We start from the raw sequence: 13,936 nt of genomic DNA, 5'->3' as shown, positions 1-13,936 counted from the left end.
GCACCCCCTTAATCCCTCAAAGTCCTTCCAGTTAGTGAAAGGAAAACACTTTCTAAATCTGGCTCCTGTAGGGATATATTTCTTATCGTTGTGTTTCCTTTACCCATTACAAACAGTATATCCTGTAAAAGCTGTTGGGCGTTTTTAGTGAGTACCTCCAATATATTTTCTTTTACAGAAACATTGATAACCCCCTGTAGCTTTTTGATTTCATTTACAACGTTAAATCTAATATCTGAGGCTTCAATCTGTATCAATTGCTCTTGGTTCATTTGCATTTTCAATTCTTCTTTGGTGCCTAAAGCGATTAGTTTTCCGTGGTCTATGATGCCTACTCGATGACAAAGGTTTTCTACTTCCTCCATATAGTGACTGGTGTAGATTACTGTTGCCCCTCTTCTATTTAACTCCCTTACGGATTCTAAGATGTGATTTCTTGATTGGGGATCGATTCCTACTGTTGGCTCATCCATGATGATAATCTCAGGCTTATGAACAATGGCACAGGCTATATTTAATCTTCGCTTCATTCCCCCAGAAAATTTCTTTGGTTTTTCCTTTTGTCTATCTAAAAGCCCAGTATATTCAAGGGCTTCGTCAACGGCCTTCTTGAGTTCTTTTCCCCTTAATCCGTAAAGGCTACCAAAGAAGCCTACATTTTCTCTAGCTGAAATATTATCGTAAATAGCAATGTCTTGAGGTACCATTCCCAGTAACTTTTTGACCTCCATGCTTTTGCTTTTGATATCCAATCCATGAACAATAATTTCTCCACTGTTGGGTTTTAATAGTCCCATAATCATTTTAATGGTGGTACTTTTTCCAGCACCGTTTGGTCCAAGTAGACCAAAAATTTCCCCCTGTTGAATATTTAAGCTAACTTGATCCACCGCCAGCTTGCTATCATATCGTTTAACTACATTTGTTAGTTTGATTGACATATCCATTCCCCCTGACCCTTTCTATGGTTCTATTTTATACTGAATTCCCAGTATTTTCTATTGTCGAAGGTCATCATGTCTAATGACTTAAGTCACTATGTCTGTTAAAAAGCCCTCATCTACTTTGTCTCCAAATCCTAATCCATCTTTCCACCCTTTAGGTGAAAGATTGCTATCTGGGTACGATCCCTTAGATTTAATTTTGATAAGATATCGGTAACCTTGTTTTTTACAGTACCCTCACTGAGGAATACCTTCTCTGCAATGTCTTTATTGCTGTATCCTTCAGCAATGTGTTTAATAATTTGGACTTCCCCCTCGTTAATATAATATTTAGAATAGTCCACCTCTGGGGTTTTGATTAAAAGTCCTGTTACCTTTGGGGCTACCTCTGGATGAATTAGCATGTTTCCTCCGTGGACAATCTTGATGGCTTCAATTACTTTGTCAGGGGAGATATTTTTTAAAAGATAGCCAGAAGCTCCATTTTGCAGGGCAGCAACTATATATCGGTCATCATCAAAGGTGGTGAGGATTATTATTTTTATATCCTTAAAGGTTTCTTTAATCTTTTTTGTACCCAAGACCCCATCACAGATGGGCATTCGTATGTCCATTAGTATAACATCTACAGGATTTTCTCTACAAAAGTCATAGGCCTCATCCCCATGACAGCAGGTTCCTACTACTTTGATTTCCTGATCCATTGATAAAATGATTTTCATACTCTCTCGAATAATTTGGTCGTCATCTACTATTAAAATATTAATCATTTTCCCACCCCATTTACAGATTATATGATTCCAAGGGAATAACAGTTTTGATAACAAATCCGTCGGTTTGTAGGATTTCCAGACTTCCTCCTACAAACTTTAATCTTTCCTCCATTGAACTGATTCCTATTCCTTTTTTTATGCTTTCACACCCCTTACCATCATCCTTCACCACCAGCTTCACCCAATCTTTATCGTAGGTTATGCTAATAAAGATATTTTTTGCTTTTCCATGGCGTACTGCATTGGTAATTGCCTCTTGAGCATTTCTATACAGCACCATCTCCACCCCTGGATAAAGTTTTTGAATGATTCCAACAACCCGCAATTCCACATTTGTGCCTGTTTCCCTCTTAAACTTTCTAATCATATCCTCAAAGGAATTGATTAGATTTTTGTATTCCTTTGGCATGGTACTTCTAACAGTCTGTCGTAATACTTCAATGCTTTCCCTCAGGTTATCTACTGATGCCTTTAAGAAAGTTTTCCCTGTATTTATGTCATTGTCCAACAGCCTAACCCCTGCCTCCATCTGCATCAAAAGGGCTGTTAATCTATGTCCAATAGTATCATGGATTTCCTCCGAGATCCGTTGTCTTTCCTTGATGGCAGTCAGATGCTCCACCTGCTGAGAATAGCTGGATATTTGATTTTTTGCTACCTCTAGTTCATAGCTGTATCTCCGAACATCGTCATAAACTTCCTCCAGTTCAGATATCTTCTTTGACATACCCTTATAGAAGAAGGCAAAAACCAGTGCCAGTAGAAGAGCAAAAAAACTTAAGATTATTTGTTGATCATCCATCTCCCTGGTTAGGTAATACAACATCCCTCCGATTAAAATGGAGAAACCATACTCATGTCCTTCGCTATTATTAACTCCGTCAAAAGCAGTAATAAACATGGGTAAAAATAAGCTTACTCCAAAGCTCTGATGGATTACAAAAATCAAAATCAAATCTATGATTAAAGAAATTCCAATAGCTCTTTCTTTTAAGAAGACACGTCTAAGCTGGGTATTCAAAGCAAGTAATAACAATAAAGTAATAACCGATGGCATAATTCCTTCCTCAAGCCCAATGACCATAGGTAGCGTAAAAAGGAATACGATTAATCGCAAAAAAGTTACAGCCTTATTTTTCAATATCTTCACCACCTTGTTTATACTCATAAAATGCATGTCTATTTGGTAATTATAGCATATTGTTCCATGTTATTTCTCTCTTAACATATTTTAAAAACGCTTTAATTTTTTTATTTTACCCCTTGACCCTTACGTTACGTCATGGATTATGATAAGTTTATAGGGAGGTGGGAAACATGGAATATACCATAAATAAAATTGCAAAATTAGCGGGGGTTACGCTGCGTACCCTAAGATATTATGACAAGATTGGTCTACTAAAGCCCTCAACCAGAACAGAGGCAGGTTATCGACTATATTCAGAGGAGGATTTGGAACAGCTCCAACAAATCCTTTTCTTTAGGGAGCTGGATTTTCCCCTAGCTAAAATCCAAGAAATTCTAAATAACCCCTCCTTCCAACGCAAGGAAGCCCTACAAATGCAGGTGGAATTCCTTGAAAAAAAGGCTGAGCGTTATTTAAAATTGTCTCAGTTGGCAAAGGATACTTTATTAAGCCTAGAAGGAGGTAGTAATATGAAAAATGAAGATTTATTTAAGGGATTTGATTATGACCAAATGGTGGAGGATCAAAAGAAATACGAGAGGGAAGTAAAAGAAAGATGGGGAGAGAGTCCCCAGTACCAGATCTCTAAGGAACGGACTTCTAAATATTCAAAGGAGGATTGGGAAAAGATTAATCAGCTGCAAATGGATAATCTAAAGGAATTGTGTCAATTGTTTGATGCTCAGATTCCTCATGATGATGAAGGGGTACAAATAGTAGTAGAGACAGCCCATAAGCTGATTAACGATTACTTCTATCCCTGTTCTTTAGAGCTTTTTAGTAATCTTGGCAATATGTATGTGGCTGATGAAAGATTCACTGCATATTATGAAAAGTTTGCTGCTGGTCTTGCCCACTACTACAATGACGCTATTCAGCATTATTGTATTGCAAAGGCATAGATTATCTTTCAACACCTAGAAAGGGGGATTGGACAACTTCAATCCTCCTTTTTTCTAGTTATCCCATGCCTTTGCTACTAGACTGACCCCATTACAGGCTGATTGATTAATGCCCTACCGCAGGCTGTCCTCTGCTGTTGTCCCCCAGAAATCTCATAGGTTCTTTTTTCCAATATTTCTTCTATGTTTAGGATTTGAGCAATTTCCTTTAATCTATCCTCTATTTCATTATTTTTTCTTCCTTCTAATACTAATGGCAGTATGATGTTTTCTTTAACCGATAATGTGTCCAATAGATTAAAATCTTGGAATATAAACCCTAGTTGATTTCTTCTAAAAATGGCTAGTTCCATTATTTGTTTTTTGTGTTATTTTAGTATGTATCATGCTAGTTTCACCAATTTTCTTCACTTTTTATGTCTATACTAAATACACTTATGTCTTTAGGGCAAACTTACAATATAACTAATATTATTAAAACCCATAGTAAAGTAATAAAACTTGCTTGTCCTTGGAGGGAAATATATTGATTCGTACTGTTGCAATAACAAAAGATTACCAATTATTAATGAACTTACCTCTACCAAAATTAAAAGATAATAATATACTTTGGTATTGGATGGACTTTCAATCTCCTTCACAGGAGGAGGTCAGTATACTAGAGAAGCACTTTCATTTTCATCCTTTAGCCATCGAGGACTGTCTTCACTTTCTCCAACGTCCAAAGCTAGAATATTATGATTCCTACAATTTCTTCGTAACCTTAGCCATGAATACCATTACACTGGAGCTGGTGGAGGTAGATTTATTTATTTCTTCAAACTATGCTGTATCCTTCCACAACGGCAAATTGCCTGAAATAGATAATGTATGGGAAAGCTTTATCAAGACTGCTGAATTTCATAGTAGAGGTCCAGTACAGATCGCTTATTTAATTATGGACAAGATCGTTGATAATTATTTTCCTGTTATTTATCATATGGAGGATCTGGTGGATGAACTAGAAGAAACTGGGGGTAAATACTCCTCTAATAATCTAATGCAAAGGGTTTTTGAAATCCGCGGAGATTTAATGAGACTGCGACGTACCATCAACTCCATGAAGGATTTACTCTATCGGATTCTAAACTCTAGCCATTTGACAGACTTTAAAGTCCAAAATATTTATTTTAGTGACATCCATGACCACCTTCTGAAATTATCTGATATGTTGGATTCAAATCTAGATATTACGGCGGATTTAAGGGATAGCTATCTGGCCCTCAATGCCAATCGAATGAATTCGATAATGATGGTCCTTACTGTGATTACTTCTATTTTCATTCCCCTTACCTTTATTGCAGGGATCTATGGAATGAATTTTAAGCATATGCCTGAGTTAGAATGGAAATATAGTTATTTCGTTTCTATAGGGTTTATGGGTTTAATCGCTGTAGTCATGCTCTATTGGTTCAAACGAAAAGGGTGGCTTGATATTGATTAGTAAACCAATACTTAAACAGTCAATACCTCTCTACATTGCCCATCAAAACAATACATTAGGTTGAAAATAAGAAAAGCCAGCCACCTCGAAATCGTATTCAAAAATACGACTGGGTGCTGGCTTTTACATTGAGATAAGTTATTTTTATTACGCTTCTGCTTTACTTACCTTCCTCGGTCTGCCTTTTATATTCATATTTTGCAGTTCCCTCAATGCTAATTCACCTTTGTCGTTTAATATTTCAACAAAAGTTGATACATCCAGTACATTGATAATACCGATATCATCCTTTGTGATCCCTTCAATATTACAAAGGGTACCCACGATGTCTACTGGTCTCATCTTTGTCTTCTTCCCTGCATTAATATGGAGCTTCATAATTTCTTTATTTAGATGAGCCCCTTTTGCTTCTTTGATCTCTGGTCTAGTGGCTATTTTTTCCTTAAATTCTTCTTTTGATTCCTTGATGGTATCTATATCTGGTCTTTCTTTTAAAGGAATTTCTTTTCCGATATACCGTTGTATTTCCCTTAAATACTTCTTTTCATATTTCGTCATAAAAGTAATTGCTCTACCTTCCTTACTGATTCGACCTGTTCTGCCGATTCTATGGACATAGCTTTCACTATCCTGTGGTATATCATAGTTTATTACCAAAGAGATACTGTCAATATCTATCCCTCTAGCGGCCACATCAGTCGCCACCAAATAACGGTAATATCCTTGTTTGAAATCCTTCATCACCCTTAGCCGATCCTCTTGTTCCATTCCACCATGAATTTTTTCACAAGTGTATTGGCGATTAATCAGTTCATCGTATACATCATCCACCTGTTGCTTTGTATTACAAAATATAATACAACTATCAGGGTTTTCTACTATGGTTATATCCCGTAGTAGTTTTGGTTTTTCATCTGCTTCTACTTCATATCGCTCTTGATGGATTCGATCAACTACTGGATTTTCATCTTCTATTTCTACGTATCTTGGCTCCTTCAGATACTGATTGCATAAGGACTCTATATCCTTTGGCATGGTGGCTGATAATAGCATGGTTACACGATTCTTTGGGAGACTATTAATAATTGTCTCAATATCTTCAATGAATCCCATATTAAGCATTTCATCTGCTTCATCTATTACTAAGTACTTTATTTGAGATAAGTCAAGTGTCTCCCTTTGGATATGATCTATCAATCGCCCAGGAGTCCCAACGACCACATGAGTTTTTTGCTTAAGCTCCTTTGCTTGTATACGGAAGGGTGATTTTCCGTATACTGCAGCTACTTTAATTCTTTTAAATCTACCGATATTGAATACGTCTTCTTTAACTTGGATGGCCAATTCTCTAGTAGGTACCATTACCAATGCTTGAGGCTTGTTTTCTTCCCACTCCACTAATTCACAAATAGGGATCGCAAAGGCTCCAGTCTTACCACTTCCAGTTTGGGATTTCACGATTATATCCTTTTCCTCTAATATAGCAGGTATTACTTCTTCCTGTACCTTTGTTGGTGTTTTAAAATTCAACAGATCAATTGCCTTTAATATGTCTTCACTTAATTTAAAATCATTAAAGCTTGATTTTGTCATTTAATCATCTCTTTTCTTATGTATATATCTTTTCCAGAAATATTCCCCAGTTCTCTACATGCCATTATATCATCCGTCACAGCATCCACCAAATCTTTTTCTTTCCTCCATTCTTCTGCTACACTTCCTTATATATAAACCTTATTTCCGATTCATACAATCTTTTAAACAACTTGAATTTTTCTTGAAGTTCCCGTCTTAGTATAAAAATACTGGTGAAAAATTCCCATAGAAACACCCATCCCCCTATGAGGATCCCTTCATGGAAGACCTTCAGCAATACATTAGAATCTGCCCCTCCAAAAAAGTAGCCAATACTTAGGAACAAAATAGATAGGATAAAGTATGAAGCTATCTTCTTATGAAGATTAGTAATTTCTTTTTCTAACCTTGCCAAACCATATTCGTAATAGTTTTGGTAGGCGGAGATTAGAGCTATTTCTTTTTTTGTATCCTTAATTTGTGTAGGTAAATACAGTACGATTGCGATTTTCAAGTTCAAAGGTATATCTTCTGTGGAATTCAGTACAAAATCATTAAACTCATCCTCAATATCCCTCTTTTTGAATGGCGAGGGATCCCAATCATCATACACATCATTATAGTCATCAAGGGATACTTCTATTAGATATTTTTTACTCTCTTCTTCGAATTTATAAAGGTATTCAAAATATCTTCTTTTCCTCATTCACACGGTCCCCCATCAATCATTCTATGTATTTTTTGCTACTGAATTAATTAAAATTATTATTACCCTATGCCGCCTAATCTATCATTATTCTACTTCTCATTTTATGATTCACTTTAGAAATCGATAAAACATCCAATAAGAAAAAGAATCTGGCCAAGGGTAGTCGGATTCTTTTCTTTTAAGGAGTTTATCTATTATGTTATTTTAATATTACGAATATAAAAAAACAAAATTACAAACTTAAATCAATATGACAGTAGCCATTTGGATTCTTTTCTAGGTACTTTTGATGATATTCTTCCGCTGGGAAGTAGGTTTTTAGAGGCTCAACTTCCGTAACAATCTCTTTTGAATACTTCTTTTGTTCTTCTTCTTTTGTTTTTAAGATTGTCTCTAAGTCTGTTTCATCTGTATAATAAATTCCTGTTCTGTATTGATTACCGATATCTGGACCTTGGCGATCTACTATAGTGGGGTCAATAATCTTCCAGAAGTAAGATAATACTTCCTCAAGGCTCACCACTGATTCATCATATTTCACACGGCAAACCTCTGCGTGGCCAGTCCCTTTTCCACAAACATCTTGATATGTAGGATTTTCTACGTGACCATTTGCATATCCAACCTCAGTTTCTAAAATACCATTTTTTCTTGAAATGTAGGCCTCCACACCCCAAAAACAGCCTCCAGCTAATACGATTTCCTTCATGTTTAATCTCCTCCTGTCTTTTAATCTTACTTTTATAATACCCTTATATAAAAATATTTCAATAGGTATTGTTGTTTTTTTTTGCACATATTTAATTTCCTTTATCTTTGTTACGACATTACCTCCTTAAACATATTATATATCAAGGTATGTACTTACCTTTACCCTGAATACAAGGAGTGAAATCAAGTGAACTATAGAGATTACTATCATGCCTATTGCTATAGCAAAATGATGCAACAACCTAACTACCGATATATCCATCCCGGTGAAACTGCACCCCCCTTTACATTGGAGGGAGTATATGAGAATCAGCCAATTACCGTTAATCTGAGGGACTATTTAGGAAAATGGGTGGTTCTATTCTTTTATGGTAGTAACTTTACCTTTGTTTGACCTACGGAACTGGCAGCAGTTGCTGAAAAGATGAGTCAGTTTAAAGACCTCAATGCAGAAGTTCTAGCCATCAGTACCGATAGTATCTACAGTCATAAAATTTTCCTGCAGACTTCCCCCTCTGGCCAATTGGTCAATTACCCTGTTCTCTCGGATCGGAATATGGAGATCAGTAATAAGTATGGTATCTTAAATAAAAAGGATGGTTTTGCCTACAGGGGAGCCTTCATTGTTGACCCTCAAGGAAAGGTCCAGTGGTCTATTCTTAATCCTCAACCGGTAGGTAGAAATATAGATGAGATTCTTAGAATTATTCAAGGATTACAGTATCACCGTGAAACAGGTCTTGGAGTCCCTGCTGGTTGGGAACCTGGTAATCCTGGTATTCCTACTGGTTGGGAGTATGTGGGTAAGTATTAATATTTTGTGTATTGACAAAAGTATACAAAAAAAAGATTCTAAAAAATAATAGTGATGGCAGGTAGAAAATAGTATAGAAAAGGACTGACCTATGGGAGAAAAAAAGAAAATCATTAACCTTCTCACTTAGTCAGTCCTATGTATTTTTTGAGATTTAACTTAGTCCTCTATCGATTGATGTAAATCATATTAATAAATCCTATTACTGGTTTAGACTCGTCTACTTTTACTTTTCCTATTGAACTCATTAAAGTCGCATTTACGTTCAATTACTCATTATTTTCATCAAACAAACTCAAATTTTCATAGGGCTTTTCAATATGATCTTCCTTTTTGAGGAAAGTTCCTATGGCGGGAATTTTGCCCCTATAATAATCTTCATTTTTGAAAATGACTTCATCAAGATTCTTTATTGTTGTTAGGGTACTGCCTTTTTTAGATTTAAGTACCTGCACTCCATTGGAACTCCTAGTTGTCTTTGGTGGAATTTCCTCTGTATTGAAAATCAGAACCTTATTGATACTACTGATTGCCACCAGATCCTTGTCTTCTTGAATATGTTCAAGATAAACCAACTTTGAAGAACTAGAATAGGCGTTTGCCAACTGCTTTCTCTTGGTTTTAGTCTGATAACTCTCCATTGGAATCTTGGCACATTTTCCATTTTCATAGCAGAAGATCATCTCTCCGCTATAATCCTCTGTGGTGGTCATATAGATGATATTTTCCTCCTCATCCATAGACAGTAGATTTCTTAAATAGTCCCCTAAGCTACTGGTTTTCTTATCCTCCAGCTCATAGCTCCTCACCTTGTAGACGATATATTTATCTGAGAACAACAATAAATCCGACTTATTGGTACTATCCAGTTCTTGTATGATAAAGTCATTATCCTTTAGCTTATGTTCATAGTTATTACTTCTGATGGAGGCCTGTAAAGAGGCTATGGAGATTTTCTTCAGATACTGTTCATTGGTTAGGAAAATTTTTACGTTGTAATCTTCTATTAGTAATTCTTCTGTAATGACTTCTACATGCTTTTCTAAGACAATCTCTGTTTTCCTTGGCGTTCCATATTTCTTGGACACTTCTTGTAATTCTTTAATGATGACCTTATTAATCTTGCCCTCACTTTGTAGGGTGTCCTCTAGCTTTTTGATTTCCTTCTCTAGGGCAGTGATATCCTTCGTTTTATTAAGAATATATTCTTGGTTGAAGTTTCTTAATTTAATATCTGCAATGAATTCCGCCTGAAGCTCGTCCACTTCAAAGCCCTTCATTAGGTTCGGTACAACCTCTTTATCCTTTTTAGTATCCTTAACGATTTTTACTGCCTTGTCAATATCTAGTAGTATTTTTTCTAAACCCTTTAATAGGTGTAGGCGCTCATTTTTCTGCTGAATATCAAATGCCAGTTGTCGCTTAATGCAATCAATTCTAAAAATGGTCCATTCCTTGATGATTTCTTTTACCCCTAGGACCCTTGGTTTACCGTTAATAAGAATATTAAAATTGCAACTAAAAGTGTCCTGTAATGGAGTAAGTTTGTACAAGCGATTCATCAGATGCTCTGGGTCAGTATTTCGCTTTAAGTCCAAAGTAATCTTCAGACCTTCCTTATCGGTTTCATCTCGTATATCACTAACATCTTTAATCTTGCCACCCTTAACTAACTCAATAATTTTTTCAATAATTGCCTCTGTGGTGGTGGTATAGGGGATTTCGTAGATGTCGATACAATTATTGGACTTATCGTAATTATATTTTCCTCTGAGATAGACAGTTCCCCTACCTGTTTCATAAATTTGCTTAAGTTCATTTTTATTGAGGATCAGTTGCCCCCCCGATGGGAAGTCTGGCGCCTTTAGATATTGGGTAATATCCACTTCTACATCCTTTAAGAATTCTATCGTTGCTTGGCAGACTTCTTGGAGGTTGAAGCTACAAATAGAACTTGCCATCCCTACTGCGATCCCCATATTCGGATTGACTAAAATATTTGGGAAGGTAGTAGGGAGTAGTTTTGGCTCCTGTACTGTATTATCATAGTTTGGAACAAAGTCCACTGTATTTTTATTAATATCCTTAAAAAATTCCTCACAGATGGTCTCCAGCTTTGCCTCTGTGTATCTGGGAGCCGCATAAGCCATTTCCTTTGAATAGTTCTTACCAAAGTTTCCTTTACTATCAATTAAGGGATGAAGTAATGCTTCGTTCCCCCTAGTAAGTCGCACCATTGTTTCATAGATGGCGGCATCTCCGTGGGGGTTCAGCTTCATTGTCTGTCCAACGATGTTGGCGGATTTTGTCTTTGCCCCTTTTAATAATCCCATTTTAAACATGGTATAGAGTAGCTTTCGATGGGAGGGTTTTAATCCATCAATCTCTGGCAATGCCCTCGAAATAATAACGCTCATAGAATAGGGCATGTAATTCTTTTCTAGGGTTTCTATGACATTTAGATGGGTTAAATTAGATTCCATTGGTTGATCACCCCTTTTGGTTTTTAAACGACATCTGACTCTTCTATATATTTATACCCGAATTCTGCTATAAACTCTTTTCTTCCTGCTAGGTTGTCCCCAAGGAACAATTCAAAGGCATCTTTAGTTGCTTGAGCCTCTGTCGGAGTCACCTTGATTAATCGTCTTGTCTCAGGATTCATGGTGGTTTGCCACATCATTTCAGGCTCATTCTCCCCTAATCCCTTTGATCGTTGAATCTTGTAATTTCCTTTTAATTTCTTTAGTATTTTATTTTTTTCTGTATCCGAGTATGCAAAGTAGGAGTTGTCCTTACTATCGGTAATCTCATATAAAGGTGATTCAGCAATATATACGTACCCCTTTTCGATTAGAGTCGGAGTCAACACATATAGCATCGTCAAAATCAAGGTTCTGATCTGGAATCCATCCACATCGGCATCGGTACAGATGATGACTTTATTCCAATTCAGTTTTTCTATATCAAAGAAACTTAAGTCATTGTGTTTACTTTTTATTTCTACTCCACAGCCCAGTACCTTTAATAAATCTACGATAATATCATTCTTAAAAATTTTAGCATAGTCAGACTTTAGACAGTTTAAGGGTTTTCCACGAACTGGGATGATGGCTTGAAACTCTGCATCTCTACCCATTTTCGTAGAGCCTAAAGCTGAGTCTCCCTCTACGATAAATAGCTCTCGACGACTTACATCCTTTGATCTACAATCTACAAACTTCTTTACTTTATTGGTGAAGTTGTCTACACCCTTACTGAGTTTCTTCTTAAGATCGATTCTAGTCAGCTCTGCCTTTTCTCGACTTCTTTTATTAATCAAGACTTGGTCGATGATTCGATCTAGTTCCGATTGGTTTTCTATAAAGTAAATTTCTAGCTTTTCCTTTAGGAAGGAGGTCATTGCCTCTTGAATAAATTTATTAGTAATTGCCTTTTTGGTTTGATTTTCATAGCTGGTAATGGTGGAGTAGGTGTTGGTCACTAAAATCAAGCTATCTCGAATATCAGTGAAGGTTACCCGTTTCTCATTTTTATTGTATTTATTCTTATCCTTAATAAAGCTATGGAGGGTTGATGAAAAGGCACTATCCACCGCTTTATCTGGCGAGCCTCCGTATTCTAGATAGGAGGAGTTATGGTAATACTCCAGTATTGTGTTTTCATTATTGAAAGCAAAGGCTACTTGGATTTTAAGCTTGTACTCCTCCTTATCCTCCCGATCCCTACCCTTCGTTTCCAATTCAAAGTATTGGGGCTCCGTCAGGGCTTTTTCTCCACTGACTTCTTTTACGTAATCTATTATTCCGTCTTCATAATAATATACGAAGGTCTCGTCGGTTTCTTCATCGTACAATTTAAAGGTGATTCCTTTATTTACGATTGCCTGTCTTTTCAAGGTATCTTGAAAGAAGGTTAAGGGAATATCTATATCATTAAATACCTCTAGGTCAGGCTTCCATTTAATCATACTTCCGGTGTGCTCATATTCACACCTTTCACTTATTAGTCCACCTACATTTTCACCCTTTTCAAAGCGTAATTCATATTTATGTCCATCTCGATAAACCTCTACGTCCATGTATTCGGAGGCAAACTGAGTGGCAGCGGTCCCTAGACCGTTTAATCCGATACTGTATTGATAATTGCTACCGGAGTTGTTGTTGTATTTTCCACCACCATAAAGGATCATGAATACAATTTCCCAGTTGTATTTTTGTTCCTTTTGATTATATTCTAATGGGATCCCACGTCCTTTGTCCCTTACTTCTATGGAGTGATCTTTATATCTAAAGACTTCTATCAAATTACCAAAACCCTCTTGGGCTTCGTCTCTGGCATTTGCTACTATTTCCACAAGGGTATGACGACACCCTTCAATACCATCGCTTCCGAATATTACCCCTGGTCGAAGTCTTACTTTGTCTTTTTCTTCTAGTGTGGAAAGACTATCATTTCCATAATTATGTTGCTTTTCTATAGTCATCTCTAGCCCTCATTTCTTTTTTATACACTAATTAATTCATATAATAACATATTTAAGAGTGATCTTTCCAGCCTATAGATACACCTCTATCCCTTTAGTTATTTGACATTAGAGACTTTTTTCCTTCTACTCCATTATTTTTGGTACTTATTTCACTGTATCTGACACAGTTTTAAGTTTTGAGCTACATCTTGAGTTATGATTTAACCCATTACTTATAATAAATATATACTATAGCAGATTTAGTGTTTTTCTGCAAACCACTCACCCAATTATTAGTAATTTTATCTAATAATTTCGTAGGATTCGATTTGTAATTATTCACATATAAAAAGGAATGAAAAATGCGGTAT

General features: G+C 36.2%; 12 protein-coding genes. 3 read left to right on the top strand and 9 right to left on the bottom strand.

Annotated features, from left to right (window positions below):
• Nucleotides 1–8: 8 nt before the first annotated feature.
• The 3 genes from JOC73_RS11135 to JOC73_RS11125 all read right to left on the bottom strand — a co-directional run bounded on the left by JOC73_RS11135 (nucleotide 9) and on the right by JOC73_RS11125 (nucleotide 2,885).
• Complete coding sequence (locus tag JOC73_RS11135; protein WP_243427951.1) at nucleotides 9–941, bottom strand: ABC transporter ATP-binding protein; 933 nt, start codon at nucleotides 939–941, stop codon at nucleotides 9–11.
• A 137-nt stretch (nucleotides 942–1,078) separates the two neighbouring features.
• Nucleotides 1,079–1,714 (bottom strand): response regulator transcription factor, encoded by a 636-nt coding sequence (locus JOC73_RS11130; protein ID WP_204403194.1) that lies wholly within the window; start codon nucleotides 1,712–1,714, stop codon nucleotides 1,079–1,081.
• Between the two features lie 13 nt (nucleotides 1,715–1,727).
• A complete protein-coding gene (locus tag JOC73_RS11125; protein ID WP_204403192.1) occupies nucleotides 1,728–2,885 on the bottom strand; it encodes a sensor histidine kinase in 1,158 nt (385 codons plus the stop codon).
• Nucleotides 2,886–3,034: 149 nt separating this feature from the next.
• Here JOC73_RS11125 and JOC73_RS11120 point away from each other — a divergent pair, with 149 nt between their 5' ends.
• Complete coding sequence (locus JOC73_RS11120) at nucleotides 3,035–3,805, top strand: MerR family transcriptional regulator (RefSeq protein WP_204403190.1); 771 nt, start codon at nucleotides 3,035–3,037, stop codon at nucleotides 3,803–3,805.
• Nucleotides 3,806–3,882: 77 nt separating this feature from the next.
• Here the strand turns inward: JOC73_RS11120 and JOC73_RS11115 are convergent, their stop codons facing one another.
• Nucleotides 3,883–4,158: an ATP-binding cassette domain-containing protein gene (locus tag JOC73_RS11115; RefSeq protein WP_204403188.1), complete on the bottom strand. Its 276-nt coding sequence runs from the start codon at nucleotides 4,156–4,158 to the stop codon at nucleotides 3,883–3,885.
• 173 nt (nucleotides 4,159–4,331) lie between these two features.
• Here JOC73_RS11115 and corA point away from each other — a divergent pair, with 173 nt between their 5' ends.
• Nucleotides 4,332–5,288 carry a magnesium/cobalt transporter CorA gene (corA, locus tag JOC73_RS11110; RefSeq protein WP_204403186.1) on the top strand — a complete coding sequence of 319 codons (957 nt, stop codon included), beginning with the start codon at nucleotides 4,332–4,334 and terminating at the stop codon, nucleotides 5,286–5,288.
• A gap of 147 nt (nucleotides 5,289–5,435) precedes the next feature.
• Here the strand turns inward: corA and JOC73_RS11105 are convergent, their stop codons facing one another.
• The 3 genes from JOC73_RS11105 to msrA all read right to left on the bottom strand — a co-directional run bounded on the left by JOC73_RS11105 (nucleotide 5,436) and on the right by msrA (nucleotide 8,281).
• Entirely contained in the window at nucleotides 5,436–6,881 is a 1,446-nt protein-coding gene (locus JOC73_RS11105) for a DEAD/DEAH box helicase (RefSeq protein ID WP_204403184.1), read from the bottom strand.
• A 118-nt stretch (nucleotides 6,882–6,999) separates the two neighbouring features.
• Nucleotides 7,000–7,569: a hypothetical protein gene (locus JOC73_RS11100; protein ID WP_204403183.1), complete on the bottom strand. Its 570-nt coding sequence runs from the start codon at nucleotides 7,567–7,569 to the stop codon at nucleotides 7,000–7,002.
• 235 nt (nucleotides 7,570–7,804) lie between these two features.
• On the bottom strand, nucleotides 7,805–8,281 hold the full coding sequence (gene msrA / locus JOC73_RS11095) for a peptide-methionine (S)-S-oxide reductase MsrA (protein WP_204403181.1): 477 nt from the start codon (nucleotides 8,279–8,281) through the stop codon (nucleotides 7,805–7,807).
• A 231-nt stretch (nucleotides 8,282–8,512) separates the two neighbouring features.
• Between msrA and JOC73_RS11090 the strand changes: the two genes are divergently transcribed.
• A complete protein-coding gene (locus JOC73_RS11090; RefSeq protein ID WP_330613178.1) occupies nucleotides 8,513–9,097 on the top strand; it encodes a peroxiredoxin in 585 nt (194 codons plus the stop codon).
• 269 nt (nucleotides 9,098–9,366) lie between these two features.
• Here the strand turns inward: JOC73_RS11090 and JOC73_RS11085 are convergent, their stop codons facing one another.
• Nucleotides 9,367–11,580 carry a DNA gyrase/topoisomerase IV subunit A gene (locus tag JOC73_RS11085; RefSeq protein ID WP_204403178.1) on the bottom strand — a complete coding sequence of 738 codons (2,214 nt, stop codon included), beginning with the start codon at nucleotides 11,578–11,580 and terminating at the stop codon, nucleotides 9,367–9,369.
• A 23-nt stretch (nucleotides 11,581–11,603) separates the two neighbouring features.
• On the bottom strand, nucleotides 11,604–13,583 hold the full coding sequence (locus JOC73_RS11080; protein ID WP_204403176.1) for a toprim domain-containing protein: 1,980 nt from the start codon (nucleotides 13,581–13,583) through the stop codon (nucleotides 11,604–11,606).
• Between the last annotated feature and the right edge of the window lie 353 nt (nucleotides 13,584–13,936).

The organism is Alkaliphilus hydrothermalis (assembly GCF_016908555.1).
Lineage (GTDB): Bacteria > Bacillota > Clostridia > Peptostreptococcales > Natronincolaceae > Alkaliphilus > Alkaliphilus hydrothermalis.
Note: the sequence above shows the minus strand (reverse complement) of the source record. Positions and strands in the feature narration are given on the sequence as shown.